Annotated in this window: 14 protein-coding genes; 7 read left to right on the forward strand and 7 right to left on the reverse strand. The window is 68.1% G+C overall.

The window, feature by feature from the left end; genetic code table 11:
• The 7 genes from IE173_RS15255 to IE173_RS15285 form a co-directional block, all read right to left on the reverse strand.
• A partial coding sequence (locus IE173_RS15255; protein WP_191284386.1) for an ATPase domain-containing protein occupies positions 1 to 482 on the reverse strand: 482 nt, incomplete at its 3' end.
• 167 nt (positions 483 to 649) lie between these two features.
• Entirely contained in the window at positions 650 to 2,293 is a 1,644-nt protein-coding gene (locus tag IE173_RS15260; protein ID WP_191284387.1) for a (2,3-dihydroxybenzoyl)adenylate synthase, read from the reverse strand.
• Between the two features lie 8 nt (positions 2,294 to 2,301).
• Positions 2,302 to 3,813, reverse strand: coding sequence for an FAD-dependent monooxygenase (locus IE173_RS15265; RefSeq protein ID WP_229842153.1), 1,512 nt, complete (start codon positions 3,811 to 3,813; stop codon positions 2,302 to 2,304).
• Positions 3,814 to 3,821: 8 nt separating this feature from the next.
• Complete coding sequence (locus tag IE173_RS15270) at positions 3,822 to 5,498, reverse strand: glycoside hydrolase family 3 protein (RefSeq protein WP_191284389.1); 1,677 nt, start codon at positions 5,496 to 5,498, stop codon at positions 3,822 to 3,824.
• A 2-nt stretch (positions 5,499 to 5,500) separates the two neighbouring features.
• Positions 5,501 to 6,163, reverse strand: a complete 663-nt coding sequence (pgmB, locus tag IE173_RS15275) for a beta-phosphoglucomutase (RefSeq protein ID WP_191284390.1) — start codon at positions 6,161 to 6,163, stop codon at positions 5,501 to 5,503.
• 7 nt (positions 6,164 to 6,170) lie between these two features.
• Positions 6,171 to 7,046 carry a cyclase family protein gene (locus IE173_RS15280; protein WP_191284391.1) on the reverse strand — a complete coding sequence of 292 codons (876 nt, stop codon included), beginning with the start codon at positions 7,044 to 7,046 and terminating at the stop codon, positions 6,171 to 6,173.
• Positions 7,046 to 8,371, reverse strand: a complete 1,326-nt coding sequence (locus tag IE173_RS15285) for an ROK family transcriptional regulator (RefSeq protein WP_191284392.1) — start codon at positions 8,369 to 8,371, stop codon at positions 7,046 to 7,048. The genes IE173_RS15280 and IE173_RS15285 overlap by 1 nt, the downstream gene beginning before the upstream one ends.
• A 99-nt stretch (positions 8,372 to 8,470) precedes the next feature.
• Between IE173_RS15285 and IE173_RS15290 the strand changes: the two genes are divergently transcribed.
• The 7 genes from IE173_RS15290 to IE173_RS15320 all read left to right on the forward strand — a co-directional run bounded on the left by IE173_RS15290 (position 8,471) and on the right by IE173_RS15320 (position 14,387).
• The gene (locus tag IE173_RS15290; protein WP_191284393.1) at positions 8,471 to 9,220 is read left to right on the forward strand and encodes an ATP-binding cassette domain-containing protein; all 750 of its coding nucleotides are present in this window, start codon (positions 8,471 to 8,473) and stop codon (positions 9,218 to 9,220) included.
• Positions 9,217 to 10,281 carry an ABC transporter permease gene (locus IE173_RS15295; protein ID WP_191284394.1) on the forward strand — a complete coding sequence of 355 codons (1,065 nt, stop codon included), beginning with the start codon at positions 9,217 to 9,219 and terminating at the stop codon, positions 10,279 to 10,281. Before IE173_RS15290 ends, IE173_RS15295 begins: the two co-directional genes overlap by 4 nt.
• 41 nt (positions 10,282 to 10,322) lie before the next feature.
• Positions 10,323 to 11,312 carry a sugar ABC transporter substrate-binding protein gene (locus tag IE173_RS15300; protein ID WP_191284395.1) on the forward strand — a complete coding sequence of 330 codons (990 nt, stop codon included), beginning with the start codon at positions 10,323 to 10,325 and terminating at the stop codon, positions 11,310 to 11,312.
• A 61-nt stretch (positions 11,313 to 11,373) separates the two neighbouring features.
• Complete coding sequence (locus IE173_RS15305) at positions 11,374 to 12,441, forward strand: cupin domain-containing protein (RefSeq protein WP_191284396.1); 1,068 nt, start codon at positions 11,374 to 11,376, stop codon at positions 12,439 to 12,441.
• Positions 12,441 to 13,241 carry a fumarylacetoacetate hydrolase family protein gene (locus IE173_RS15310; RefSeq protein ID WP_191284397.1) on the forward strand — a complete coding sequence of 267 codons (801 nt, stop codon included), beginning with the start codon at positions 12,441 to 12,443 and terminating at the stop codon, positions 13,239 to 13,241. Before IE173_RS15305 ends, IE173_RS15310 begins: the two co-directional genes overlap by 1 nt.
• Before the next feature lies 1 nt (position 13,242).
• Complete coding sequence (locus IE173_RS15315; RefSeq protein ID WP_191284398.1) at positions 13,243 to 13,782, forward strand: maleylpyruvate isomerase N-terminal domain-containing protein; 540 nt, start codon at positions 13,243 to 13,245, stop codon at positions 13,780 to 13,782.
• The gene (locus IE173_RS15320) at positions 13,782 to 14,387 is read left to right on the forward strand and encodes a flavin reductase family protein (protein ID WP_191284399.1); all 606 of its coding nucleotides are present in this window, start codon (positions 13,782 to 13,784) and stop codon (positions 14,385 to 14,387) included. The genes IE173_RS15315 and IE173_RS15320 overlap by 1 nt, the downstream gene beginning before the upstream one ends.
• The last annotated feature ends 177 nt before the right edge of the window (positions 14,388 to 14,564 follow it).

The following is a 14,564-nucleotide window of genomic DNA, read 5'->3' on the forward strand; positions in this document are numbered from 1 at the left end:
GCATCCACCTGGCCGAGGATCGTCGCGAGGTCGGTTTCGGCGGCGAGGTAGAGCTCGTCACGGAGCGCGCCCGTGCGGTCGGCGCGCAGCCGCACCTGGGCGGCGGACTCCTCGGCGCTCACGTACAACACCCGGGCACCATTCGCAGCAACGCGGGCGGCGACCTCGAGCAGCAGCGTCGACTTGCCGACGCCCGGCTCACCCGAGAGCAGGATCGCGGCGCCCGGCACGATGCCGCCGCCGAGCACCCGGTCGAACTCCCCGATGCCGCTCGGGCGGTGCACGCTCGACTCGGCGCCGATCTGGGTGATCGGGCGGGCGGCGCGCGTCTCAGAGACGGCGGCTGCCGTCACCTTGGATGTCGGTGCCCCCTGCTCGACGAGCGAGTCCCACGCCTGGCACTCGCCGCAGCGGCCCTGCCACTTGACGGTGGTCCAGCCGCACTCCCGGCACGCGAATCCGGGGGTCGAGGGGCGAGCCATGGGTCGAGAGTACGGCCAGCCGCCGACCTCGACAGGGAACCCAGGGCACCCTGTGCAGAGTCGCTACGCGTTGCCGCCTATCTCAAGTCGCGCGGATGCCGGCGCGCGGTTGGTCCGGTACCCGTGAGCTAGTCCACGGGCGGCCCGGGGTCTCGCTCCCTGGGCCGTCAGGCAGGCGGGGACTTCAGCCTCTCGTTGGCGAATCGCGTTCGGAGGGCGGCTTTATCCACCTTTCCCACCTTGGTCAGCGGCATTTCATCGAGGAGTTCGAGTTGCTCAGGGTGCTTGAACGGCGCCAACCCTGCCCTCGCGAAGGAGGCCCGCACATCGTCGAGCGTCACGGTGACCTCTGTCCTTAAGACGACGCACAGGCAGATCCGTTCTCCAAGGATTGGATCGGGAGTACCCACGACGGCCGCGAGCCGGATTCCGTCGATCCGGTATGCGAAGCTCTCGACCTCTTCGGCCGAGATCTTCTCGCCCCCGCGATTGATCGTGTCCTTGTCGCGCCCGTGCACGACCAGGTTGCCGTCGGGTCTGCGCTGCACGAGATCGCCTGACGCGTACCAGCCATCAAGGAACGCGCGCGCATTCTGCTCCTTCGCCTGGAAGTATCCGCGGGGCGTGTAGGGTCCGCGAGTCACGATCGAGCCCACCGCATCGTCCGGCAGTTCGCCACCCTGGTCGTCAAGGATCCGGATCTCGTCGGCTGGGGACACCGGTCGCCCCTGAGTGGTCAGGATGACGTCGTCGGGGTCGTCGAGACGGGTCATGTTGATCAGACCCTCAGCCATGCCGAAGACCTGCTGAAGCGTTGCGCCGAGCTCGGGTCGGACGCGGGCGGCCAGTTCGTCGGGCATGCGTGAGCCACCGACCTGAAGCACCTCAAAGGAGGGCATGGGCCCGGCGCCGCTCTCGCGTTGATGCTCGAGCCAGCGCTGCGCGACAGCGGGTACGGCGGATGCGACCGTCACGCCTTCGCGGCGGATCGTCTCGAACGCGCGGGCGGGTTCAGGACTCGGCAGCATCACCGCCGTGCCGCCCACGAAGAGTGCGCCCAGGATGCCGGGGCATGCGAGCGCGAAGTTGTGACTCGCGGGAAGGGTGCTCAAGTACACGGTCCGCTCAGAGAATCCGGTTGCCGAAGCGGTGGCGCGCACGTTGTAGGCGTAATCGTTGTGAGTTCGGACTATCAACTTCGGCAGCCCGGTGGTGCCCCCCGACAACAGGAAGCACGCTGGCGAATCCGGGTCGGGCGCGTGGTCCAACTGGTTGTGATCGGCTGCCGCCGGAGCGAGGAGATCGGCCAACGACACGCAGTCGTCAGGTGCGGCACCGGAAACCAGAATCGTCTCGACCGACACGGCCTCGGCGGCCACCTGCCGTGCAAGTTCGACGTGATCGAAGTCGCGCACCCGATCGGGCACTGCGATGGCGCGCGCTTCCGCCATCCGTGCGAGGTGGCTCAACTCGTGCAGTCGATGAGCGGGGAGGGCCATCACCGGGATGACGCCAGAACGGAAGCACGCGAGGGTGAGGACGATGAAGGGCCAGTCGTTGGGCAACTGCAGCAGGATGCGATCGCCGGGTCGCAGCCCCATCCCGTGCAGACGCGCCGCAGCAGCATCCGCACGGCTCATCAGTTCGTCGTAGGTCATCCGCACCTCGGGTGTGACGACCGCGACGCGCTCGGGCGCCGCTGCCGCTGCGTCGGCGATATAGTCGCCAATGGGACGGTCCTCCCAATACCCCTCGGAGCGGTAGCGGGACGCGAACTCGGGTGGCCACGGGACAGTGCCGGGCAGGGACATGGTCTCTCCTAGGTGGTGCGAGCGACCGCGTCGGCGCGCCCGCTGAGCAGGAGCGTCGCTGCTCCTGAGTCGTTCAGATCGTCGCCGACTGAGACGGCGACGGTGCCGGCGGCAAGTCGGAATCGCTCGGCCACGAGGCTGCGCGTGACGGACGTGCCGCCGTGGACAACGGCGACGCGCATGCCTGGCGTCGCGGTCAGCTGTGTTGCCATGCGCTCATCCTGGGGGGCTTCGAAGAGCTCGGTCGCGCGGTCGACGGTCACGCGGTTTCCGGAGGTGTCCGACAGGGTCGCCGACTCCGGATCCCATCTGAGACGTCGACCCGAGAGAGTCGCGTCACCCACCGTGAGCGGGGTGTCGAGCGGCGCCGACCCGTGCCGGTCGAGCCAGTGTTGCTCGACGGCCGCGGCCAGCTCGGGATCGCGACGGCGGATGCGCTCGATGTCGATGCTCCGGGCGAAAAAGTGGAACGCGAAGTCGAGCGGATCGAGCGCGCCGTAATAGAACTCGAAGTGCTCCCACCAGCTGAGACTCGACTGGGCGGCGTGTTGGATGCGCGTGACCTGAGGTCGGCGGGCCTCCGCATACCGACGGAACGCGTTGGGAAGGTCATCCGGCGTCGCGGCCAGCTCCGCGGCCAGCCCGACGGCATCCTCCATCGCCATCTTGGTGCCCGAGCCGACCGAGAAGTGCGCGGTGTGCACGGAATCGCCGAGAAAGACGACGTTGCCGACGTGCCATGAGGCGGTGTGCCGGGTGCGGAAGTTGCCCCACCGTGAGTTGTTGCCGATCAGGCCATGCCCGCCGAGGTCGTCCGCGAATACCGACTCGAGATAGCGTCGCGCGCCCTCGTCGGACGAGCCGGGAGGGGTCGTGGGGTCGAACGAGTCGAGTCCGGCGCGCCGCCAGGTCGCTTCGTCGGTTTCCACGATGAACGTGCTCAGGTCGCCGCCGATCGGGTAGACGTGTGCGGCGAAGTTGCCGTGTTCGCTGCGACGGTGCAGGAAGGTGAGTCCATCGAAGGGCTGATGGGTCGCGAACCAGATGAACTTTGCGGTCGCCACCTCGACGGTCGACCCGAGGGCGTCGGCGCCGACCTCCTCGCGCAGCCGCGAGTTGGCGCCGTCGGCGGCGACCACCACGTCGAAGTCGGCCAGGTCCGCGAGCCCCGACACCTCGCTGTGGAACCGCAGGTCGACACCTTCGTCGCGCGCAGCCTTCTGGAGCCTGCCGAGCAGCACGCGACGGTGAACCGCCGACATCCCGTTGCCTGCGAAGGAGTACGACTCGCCCTTGAGGTCGACGCGGATCGGATCCCAGCGAACGCCTTCGTCGGCGAGTGCCTCCCGCAGCACCGGGTGAGCCGCGTCGATGATCTCGAGAGTCCGGTCGGAGAAGACCACGCCGAAGCCGAAGGCCTCGCCCGCGCCGTTCCGCTCGAACAGCACGACCTGGGCGTGAGGGATGTCCCGCTTCGCGAGAGTCGCGAAGAACAGCCCGCCCGGGCCTCCTCCCACCACTCCGATCCTCATAGCGCCGCGTCCCAGTGTCCGGCAAACGGATCGACCGGACTACGACCGAGTGCCGGCCTCTCGCCGACGAGCACCGCGATAGCGGCGTCGACGGTCGAGGGGGTCGGGGTGTAGCAGTTGATGGCCGTGCGCACCATCGGCAGGTCTTGCAGCAGGTACGGGTCGGCGATCGAGACGAGCGCCGTGGGAAGCGTGACGACGTGTCTTGGTGCGTCGAAACCCTGCCATGGCGCCCAGCTGACGCGCGACGTGTTCGCGTTACCGATGAACCTGTGCACGGCGAAGTAGATGAAGACGTCGAATCGCTCGTGCAACCGGGATGCCTCGACCGCGGTCGTGACATGGGGCACCGTGCGCTGTTCCACCTCGAAGCCGCGGGCACGCAATCCGTCGACGAACTGCGGCGCGAACGGCCCGCTCGGGTCGTAGAACGTCGGCTCGTCGCCGATGACACACACCAAAACCCGGCGGTGGCGCGCCGGATCGAGCGGGAGGAGTCTCTGGGTGTCCTTCACGAGGGTTACGGCCCGGGCTGCGACCTCGTCGCGCCAGGCGCGCTCCTGCTCGACGTCCGGGAGGTCGCGGTCGGCGCGGTCGGTGCCCGCAGGGAGCCCGATCGAGGATTTGACGGCTAACACCCGCCGCACCGCGTCATCGATCCGATCGCCGGAGATCCGGCCATCGCGAACTGCGGCGAGCAGCAGGGCGAAGTCCTCCTCGACGTCGACGTTGCCGAGGATCATGTCGACGCCCGCATTCAAGGCTGCCGCGAGGGCCTCGCCGCGCGCCATGACTGTCGTGAAGCCGGTCATGGCGGAGTTGTCGGTGACGATGAGCCCATTGAAGCCGAGCTGCTCTCGCAGCACGCCGGTAACCAGTTCCGGCGCGAGGCTTGCGGGCAGCAGTTCCGCGTCGGCGATTCCCGGTCGGGCTGCTCGGCTCAGCGCGGGCTGCCGGATGTGTCCGACCATGATGGTTCGCGTTCCGGCCGCGATCGTGCGGCGGTACACCTCCCCGAACGTCGCCCACCAGCTGTCGGCATCCAGGTCGTTCGAAGTGGTCGCCAGGTGCTGGTCCCGGTCGTCGACACCGTCGCCGGGGAAATGCTTAGGGCTCGTCGCGATCCCGCGGGACTCGAGCGCCTCGATATACACAGCACCGAACTCGGCGACCACGGCGGGGTCGCTGCCGAACGTGCGCGTGTTCGTGATCGGGTTCTGCGGGTTCATCGCCAAATCAATGACGGGCGCGAACGCCCAGGTGATCCCTACCTCGTTCGCGACGCGCGCGCAGTGCTCGGCGAGGCGCTGTGCGTGCAGCACGTCCCCTGTGGCGGCGACCTGCATCGGGTTGGCGAACGCCTCGGTGTCGGAGAGGAAGTTCACGGCGCCCGACTCAAGGTTTCCCGCGATCAGCAGAGGGATCGACGACCACTCTTGCAACTCGGCCACGTGGGTGCGGGCGTCGAGTCGCGGGCGAGCGGTCAGCATCATCGCGCCCGGTTCGATCTCGCGTTCGGCGAGCCACGCCGTCCACTCGGCCATGTCGGTGGAGTGCAGGTAGACGCAGAGCACCTGGCCCACCTTCTGCTCGACGGTCATGATCTCGAGCGTGCTCTCGACCCAGTCGACGCCGCCGTCGTCGAGCGCGAAGGGTGCCTTCCGCAGGTCCATGGTCACGCCCGTCCCATCAGCGCGGGCCAGTCGACGCCGGTCAGGTCGGGCACCGTCAGCTCCGCCCGCAGGAGCACGGCGGGGTCACCGACGCCGATCACGCGGCATCCCGCCCGGAGCGCCCCGTCGACGCCCGCAATCGCGTCTTCGAACACGATCGCCTCCGAAGGGTCGACCCCGATCGCCGCCGCCGCAGCAAGGAACACGGCCGGATCAGGTTTCGCTAAGGGCACCGAGGTGCCATCGACGATCGCGTCGAAACGGTCTTCGATTCCGCAGGCGACCAGGATCGTCCGGGCGTTGCGGCTCGCCGAAGCCAGCGCAATGGGGATGCCGCGGCCATGCAGCCAGCCGAGAGCCGCTTCGGCACCCGGAAGGAAGGCGCTCGCATCCAGAGTTGCGAGCGATTCGTTGTAGTACCGGTTCTTCCGTTGCGCCGTCCGCTCGGCGGTGGCGGCATCCAGTTCGACCCCGCCCGAGCGCGTCAGCACGAGCAAGGCGGCTTCCCGGCCGACTCCCTTGAGCGCCTCGCCGACCTCGTCGTCGAACTCGAAGCCGAGTTCGTCGGCGATCCGGCGCCACGCCGCCAGGTGGAAACGCGCGGTGTCGACCAGCACGCCATCCAAATCGAAGATGACGGCGGTGGGAAATGGTGGTCTGGTCACAGGGGCCTCAGAGGATCGCCAGCGGGTTGACAGGAGAGCCGGACGCGTCGGGGATCGGAAGCGGCGCGATGACACTCAGGAATTCCCAGCGACCGGCGGCGGCGCACTCGTCGGAGAGTTCGCCCAACCGCGCACGGTCGACGAGCGGCACACCCAGCACGGTGAGCAGGAGCAGATGCCACGGGGTCGGTTGCCCAGCCACCTCACTGGGCGCGGAGTCCAGGCCTTCATCGGTGGCGACGAGCGAGGGTCGGGCTCCGGCGAGCCACTCGGCGCAGTCGATGCTCAAGCCGGAGGTCGGCGACGAGCCGAGCGGCACGTCAGAGCGGGCGATGCCTTCTCTCCCGAATCGCAGGTAGAGAGCGTCGCCTGGACGGACGTCGGTCCCCGTGCGATCGAGGGTCGCGATCAGGTCGGCGTGCGTGACCACGTCGCCGGGAGCGAGCGGCCCGAGAACCCCGGGTACGTCGATCAGCACGCCGCGGCCGACCACGCCCGACGATGCGAGAGACGCGAGCGAGCCGCCGCGCGATCCGGCCGGCACCGGAGACTCCGGCCACTCGAAGTGGCTGGTGCTGTCGAGATGCGTCATCGACGGGGCGCCGTGGATGTCGAGGTCGAGCCGGTCGTTTGTCGCGACCCAGCCGGGGCCGTGATCGGCCCACTGGTGCAGCCGGTATGGGCTGGGCGCGTGGGGTGCTGCCTGGACGTCGGCCGCGAGGGCCGGATGCGCGGGCGGGTCGCCGAGCGAGACCACCCTGCCAGCTCGCACGGCCGCGATCCCGGCTGGCGGATCCGTCAGCCCGGGATCCACGTCGGCGAGTCGTGCGGCAAGTTCGGCGAACTCCTCGGCAGAGAGAAGTACCTGCGATGGGCGGGGCATCAGACAGTCTCCCGCACGCGCTGGCCGGTGGGGGTCAGAATCCAGGTCGGCAGCTCGCTCATCCCGTACCCGCTCCCGGCGAGGACGGCGGCGACGCACCCCAGGATGGACATGTCGCCGCGGCGCAAGCCCGGCTCGACGCGGGGCATGCCCGACACGCTTTGCAGCGCGTTCGCCGACAGCTCAGCTTTCACGCTGTCGAGCAGCAAGGTGCCTGCCGCGGCGAGTTCGCCGCCGATGATGATCGTGTCGGGTGCTATCAGCTTTACGGCGTGAGACAGACCGACGCCGAGGTATCGTCCCGCCTCGCCGACGATGCGGCGGCACGCGAGATCTCCAGCTTGAGCATCGGCGATCACCTGTTGCAGCGACTCCCGTGGCGACCCCGCGGCGGCCAGTTCGAGCAGGAGCGCACGTCCCGAGGCGACCGCGCTCAAGCAGCCACGGTTGCCGCAGTTGCAGAGCGCGCCGCGACTGTCGACCACGATGTGACCGAGCTCGCCCGCCAGACCGTTCGACCCGCGATACACCTGGTTGTTGATGATGAGACCGGATCCGATTCCGTTCGATGACTTGACGTAGAGGAGGTTGCGCGACCCCCGGCCTGCGCCCCAGCTCCACTCGGCGAGGGCGGCGTAGTTGGCGTCGTTGTCAACCTCGACCGGCAGGTCGAGCGCCGCCGAAAGCATCGCCTCCACGTCACTTCCCTCCCAGCCGGGCAGGATCCCGGTCGGCGAGATGGTGCGGGTGAGCGCGTCGTACGGCGCGTGAACGCCGACGCGCACCCGGTCCACTTCCGCGCGCGAGACACCCGCTTGCTCGAGAAGACGCTCGACGAGCTCGGACACGGTGGCTACATCCGACGACGCGTCGTGTTCGCGGCCGAGATCCACCACTTCGTCGACACGATGCTGCTGATCGAACGAGATCACCGATCCGTGGAGGCGCTGATGGCCGAGGTCCAGTGCGACGAGGGCACCGCGCGGCCCGATGAGAGCGACCTCTGTCTCACGCCCTGTAGCACCCGGTCGCACCTCCAGCACGCCGTCGGCCGCGAGGGCTCGAACGATCGCGTTCACCGCCGACTTGGACAGGCCGCTGTTGCGCGCAAGGGTCGCTTGAGAGGCGGGGCCCAGCGTGCGCAGCGTGTCGAGAATGAGGCGTTCGTTCGACCTCCGAAGAGCGGACTGCGAGCCGGTTCCGTCGAGTGCGTCGTCGGCGACCATGAGGCGATTCCAATCAGAGAAGGACGAACTGTCAAGTTTCGGGACGAAGAGCAACGATAGTCGCGTTGAATTGTACGAGCAATGAACGGTTGCCGCCAATTTGCATGAGTCGCTCTTCCCGTCTGCCTATGATGGGGCCGCTCACAACGGGCCCCGTCGTTCAGATTGCGAACGAACGTGCGAACAGGAAGCGATTCGATGGAGAACCCCGCACCGGTCATCGCCGCGCGACACATCGCGAAGCGGTTCGGTCATGTCCAGGCCTTGCGCGATGCGAGTGTGTCGGTCGCCGCCGGCGAAGTCGTCGCCCTCGTTGGCGACAACGGCGCCGGGAAGTCGACCCTCGTCAAGACCCTCCTCGGCATCAACAAGCCCGACGATGGTGAGGTAATCATCGGCGGAGAACCCGTTCAGCTCTCCGGCATCCGAGAGGCGCAGGCCCTCGGCGTCGATGCCGTGCACCAGGACCTCGCGCTCGCCCCCGACCTCTCTGTGGTCGACAACATGTTCCTCGGGCACGAGCAGATCAGGGGGCTCGGTTTCCTGCGCCGGCGCGAGATGTCCGAACGAGCGGCGGAGTCGCTGCGAGAACTGGGGATCACACTGCCCTCGCTAGCTGTGCCGGTGAGCGACCTCTCCGGCGGTCAGCGGCAAGCGGTTGCAGTCGCGAAGGCCGTGATGTGGTCATCGACAGCCGTTCTCATGGACGAGCCGACAGCCGCACTGGGCGCCCGCCAGTCCGACATCATCGCCGAGCTCATGCGCACGGTCGCGTCGAAGGGCCTCGGCGTCCTGGTGATCTCCCACGACCTGCCCCGCATCCTGAAGGCGGCCGACAAGATCACCGTGCTTTGGCGCGGCGAGACGGTGCTCGAGTCGCCCGCGGCCGCGCTTACGGTCCCCGATCTCGTGGCGACGATGGTCGGCTACCGCGAGGAGGCGTCGTGAGCACCTCTCCGATCACCCAGGGGATCGACGACCGTGCGATCGGCGCAGTCCATCCGGTGGTCCGTTGGGTCCGCACGCGCGCCGCGTGGATTCTGCTTTTCGACATCGCGCTCTTCGCCCTGTTCACCGCGCTCTCCCGCAACCACGTCTTCTTCTCGGCAGCCAACGCGGAGTCCCTGCTGATCAGCGTCTCCCAGATTCTGCTGCTCGCGCTCGGGCTGGCGATGATGCTCGGAGCTGGCATCTTCGATCTCTCCCTCGGCGCGAACCTGGTGCTCTCGTCGGTGGTCGGGGCGCTCGTCATGAAGAGCTTCCAGGCGGTGCCCGGCGACGCCTCCAGCTATCACGACATCCCGCTCGCGGCTGTCGCCGGATTCCTCGCGTGCGTCGGCACGGGCATCGTTTTCGGGCTCGTCAACGGCCTGCTCATCGCCGTGGGCAAGATCAACTCGCTGATCGCGACGCTCGGCACCCTCGGGATCGGCACCGGCATCGCCCTGCTGATCGCTGGCGGCAGTGACGTTAGCGGAATGCCGACGGCCCTCCAGCTCGCGATCGGTCTGAACACCATCGGCATCGTCCCGATCCCGGCCATCGCCGCCATCGCCGTCGCGATCCTGCTCTGGGTGGTCGTGCGGTTCACCCGCTATGGGATGCGGACCCAGGCGATCGGGTCGTCGCGCGTCGCCGCGGAGCGCTCGGGCATCCGTGTGCGCGCGCACCTGCTGAGCCTCACCGTGCTCGGGGGCGGCCTCGCCGGCATGGCGGGGTTCATCGACCTCGCGCGGTTCGGATCGACCGCACTGCAGGGCCACGCCAACGACGCGCTCGGTGCGGTCACGGCCGCCGTCATTGGAGGAACCTTGCTCGAAGGCGGACGCATCTCCATCTGGGGGGCGGTCTGGGGCGCTGCGCTCGCGATCATCCTGCGCACGGGCCTCGTGATCCTCGGAGTTTCGGCCTTCTGGCAACTCATCGTTGTCGGGGCCGTCCTGCTGATCGCCGTCCTCCTCGACCGCGTCGCCGCCGTGCGCCGTACCCGTTCGGCGCGAGCCGACTGATCGACCAACACAACCCGAACACCAAGTAGAAGGAGTCAAAGATGATCCATCACCACATGCGGCTGACCGCCGGACTCGCGACGGCGGCCACGGCAGTCGTGCTCGTCGCGGGCTGCTCCAGCCCGAGCCCAGCGGACCCGGCCGACATCACCATCGCAGCCGTGTACCAGAACCTGTCCGACCCGTTCTGGCAGACGATCGCGTGCGGCGCTCAAGCCCGTGCCGACGAGCTGGGGGTCGACCTGCAGCTGTTCACGTCGACCGACACCGACGCGAACGCGATCGCCGGCAACTTCGAGACCGCTCTGCTCGGCGAGCCGGACGGCGTCATCGCCACACCGTTCAACAACAATCAGTTCGTCGCGCAGTACACCCAGCTGATGGCTGACGGCGTGCCGGTGGTCTCGGGGAACGGCACCGATCCGCAGGTCGAGTACAAGAACGTCTACAGCGACACCGACACCGGCGGCCTCGCCGAGGATGTCGCCGGTCTGATTCCGGAGGGCGCCGGCACCATGGTGGTGCTGGGCGGCGCCCCCGGCATCCCGCCGCTCGAAGGACGCACCGTACCGTTCATCGAGGCTGTTCAAGAGATGCGCTCAGACCTCACTCCGCTGCCGATCGTCTACAGCGGCTTCGACGTGAACAAGGCCACCTCGGACGTCGCCGCGCTGATCATCGCGAACCCCGACCTCAAGCTCGTCATCGCGGCGACCGGTCCCGACGGGGTGGGCGCGGCGGCCGCCATCGAGCAGGCCGGCAAGGTCGGCGAGATCACGCTGATCGCGTTCGACGCGGTGCCGCCGGAGGTCGACGCCCTGCGGTCGGGGACCATCACGGCTCTCATCGCACAGGACCCCTTCAACATCGGCGCGAGCTCGGTCGACGCGATCGTCGAGTACTTGGAGGCGAACCCCGATGGTGGGGCGGTCGAGCCCGACGGGTCGCAGCCGATCAAGAACGTGCTTCTGACCGCCGACAACGTCGACGACCCGGACAACGCCAACTACCTGTACAAGACGAGCTGCTAGCTCGGCGACGTCCCGGCCCCCCGCGTTCGGGGTCGGGACGTCCCTATGAGGGGTGCATGAGATGCAGAATGACGAACTGGCGCTCGCCGCGCTGTACCGCGACTTCGAGGCCAACGGCCTCGCACCGCTCTGGACCCAGCGCGACGATCTGATGCCTTTCACCCCGGCGCCCGTCGCACGCGCGCACGTCTGGCGCTGGGATGCGCTCTTCGACATCGCCGAGCGGTCGGGACGGCTGGTTCCCATCGGGCGGGGGGGCGAGCGCCGCGCGATCGGGCTCGTGAACCCGGGACTACCGGGCACTGGCTACGCGACGCCCACACTCTGGTGCGCCATCCAGTACCTCGGCGGGCATGAGACCGCGCCGGAGCACCGTCACAGCCAGAACGCGTTCCGCTTCGTGGTCGAGGGCGAGGGGGTCTGGACCGTCGTCAACGGCGATCCGGTGCGGATGAGCCGAGGTGACCTGCTGCTCACCCCCGGCTGGAACTTCCACGGCCACCACAACGACACCGACAACCCGATGGCCTGGATCGACGGACTGGACATCCCGTTCTCGAGCTACACCGACGTCGGGTTCTTCGAATTCGGGTCGGAGCGGGTGACCGACGAGGCGTCACCCGAGGTCTCACGGTCCGAGCGACTCTGGGGCCACGCGGGCCTGCGACCGATATCGGCACTGGACGACAAGATCAGTTCGCCGCTGGCCGCGTACCGGTGGGCCGCGACCGACGCTGCCCTCACTGAGCAGCTCGCACTGGAGGACGAGGGATACCCGGCCACCATCGAGCAGGGACACGCCGCCGTCCGCTACGTGAACCCCACCACGGGTGGCGACGTCATGCCGACCATCCGGTGCGAGTTCCACCGGCTGCGCGCCGGCGCCCAGACCGCATTGCGCCACGAAGTCGGCTCGTCGGTGTGGCAGGTCTTCGAAGGTTCGGGCCGCGTGACGCTCGGCGACGAAGAGCACAGGGTCGGAACGGGCGACCTCTTCGTCGTGCCGAGCTGGGTGCCATGGATGCTCAGCGCAGACGGACCGTTCGACCTGTTCCGGTTCAATGACGGGCCCATCATCGACCGGCTTGGCTTCGCGCGCACATACCTGCCGGGGCAGGACGTCACCTGATGCGTCTCGCCACCCTTCGTCGCGGCGGGACGACCATCCCGGTGCGAGTCGAGCGCGAGTATGCGGTACGCATCACAGGTGTCGTCGACATCGGCGAGCTGCTTCGCGACCCCGGATGGCGGGCGCGGGCGTCAGTGAGTACAGGGCCCGAGATCCCGCTGCATTCGGTGGCGGACGAGGAGTGGGCCCCTCCGGTAGCCCCGAGCAAGATCGTGTGCGTCGGCCTCAACTACCGTGCGCACATTCGTGAGATGGGCAGGACCCCTCCCGAGTTCCCGACGCTGTTCGCGAAGTTTCCCGAGGCCGTGATCGGCCCCTACGATCCGCTCCGGCTCCCGCCAGCCGCCCCCGACATGGTCGATTGGGAAGCGGAGGTCGCGGTCGTCGTGGGGCCTCAGTCCACAATCGCCGGCCTCACGTTGATCAATGACGTGACAGCGCGCGACTTCCAGAACCGAACCACTCAGTGGCTGCAAGGTAAAACCTTTGAGAAGACGGCCCCCCTGGGACCGGTGATCGTCACTCCCGACGAGTTCTCGACCGCGGCAGTCGTGCGATGTCGCATCGGATCCGAGCTCGTTCAAGAGGGCGGCATCGATGACCTCGTTTTCGACCCGGCGGCTCTCGTGGGCTACATCTCACAGATCGTCACACTGAAGCCGGGCGATGTGATCGCGACGGGGACCCCGTCTGGGGTGGGTCACGCCCGCACGCCCCCGCGCTATCTCCGAGCCGGCGACACACTCGTCACCGAGTCGGACGGCATCGGCGCGATGCGCAACCTGATCGTGGCGGCGTGACGTGCCCGGACGTTCTGACCTGGTCGTCGACCCGGAGATCCGCGACCAGCTGCTGCTCGCCCGACGGGGGCAGGCGTACTGGGCGCGCCGCTTGGCCGCCCTGCCCGATGCCGGCTTCTCCGCACCGTCGCTGATCCCCGGCGTCTCACGTCGGCTGCTGATCGCCCATGTCGGTATCCAAGCGCGGGCGGCAGCAATGAGGGTTCACAGCGCGCGCACCGGCGCCGCGCCCGACCCTGCCGAACTGGGCGACCAGTTCCTCGATGTGCGGTTCGCATCGACGCTGCCGGTGGAAGCGCTCCGCCACCTCTGCGCGCACGCCGCGGTGCACCTCAACGTGGAGTGGCGCGACTCGCCACCCGATGTCTGGGAGCGCGTGAGAGACACAGTGTGGTCACGGACGAAGGAGGTCTGGGTGCGCGCGCTGCAGCTCGGCAGCGGGGGCAGCGAGAATGAGTTGCCGTTCGGCCTGGTCGAGCGTATTCGCGCCGAGGGGTGGCCGATCGAGATCACCGACATAAGGAACCCGAGGTTCGACTGATGTTCATCGACGCCGCAGAGCTCGATCCCGCCAGCACCTATCGGCTTCTCGTCGGATCGGTGGTGCCGCGCCCGATCGCCTGGGTGACGAGCGGGGCGGCGCCGAAGCCCACCAATCTCGCACCGTTCAGCTCGTTCGCCTGGGTAAGCCAGCATCCTGCCATGCTCGGGTTCACCGTCAACCGCCGGGCCGAGAGCCGCAAGGACACGATCGAGAACATCGAGGAAGACGGCGAGTTCGTCGTGAACATCGCGACCGAGTCGCTGCTCGAGCGACTGCATGCAAGTTCAGAGTGGATGCCGAAGGGTCAGAGTGAGGCGCAACAACTCGGCCTCGAAACGGTCGCGTCGCGCTTCGTCGGAGTTCCACGTCTCGCCGCTGTGCCGATCAGCATGGAGTGCCGCTATGACCGGACGATCGAGTTCAGCCCGACGGGCGGGCAATTCGTGGTCGGTACGGTCGTCGCGTGGCACATCGCCGACGACGTGATGGTGGACGGACGCATCGACACCGCCCGGGTCAGGCCGATCGGCCGCCTCGCGGGACCCCGGTACTCGGGCCTCGCGGAGGTAGTCGAGTTTCCGCCGGTTCCCGGCGGGGGCTGATCCACCCCATTCGCTCGCCTCTTCACCCGGAATTGTTCTGCGTTCTGCCGGCGCACGAAGCGCAGCGCGGTCTGGCGGTCGCCTTCGAAGTTGCACACGACATCCACGAGGTGTTCCAGCAGGCGGGGCCCGGCGATCGTGCCGTCTTTGGTGACGTGGCCGACGAGCAGCAGGGGC

Origin of the sequence: Pseudolysinimonas yzui, assembly GCF_014653215.1 — a bacterium.
GTDB lineage: Bacteria > Actinomycetota > Actinomycetes > Actinomycetales > Microbacteriaceae > Pseudolysinimonas_A > Pseudolysinimonas_A yzui.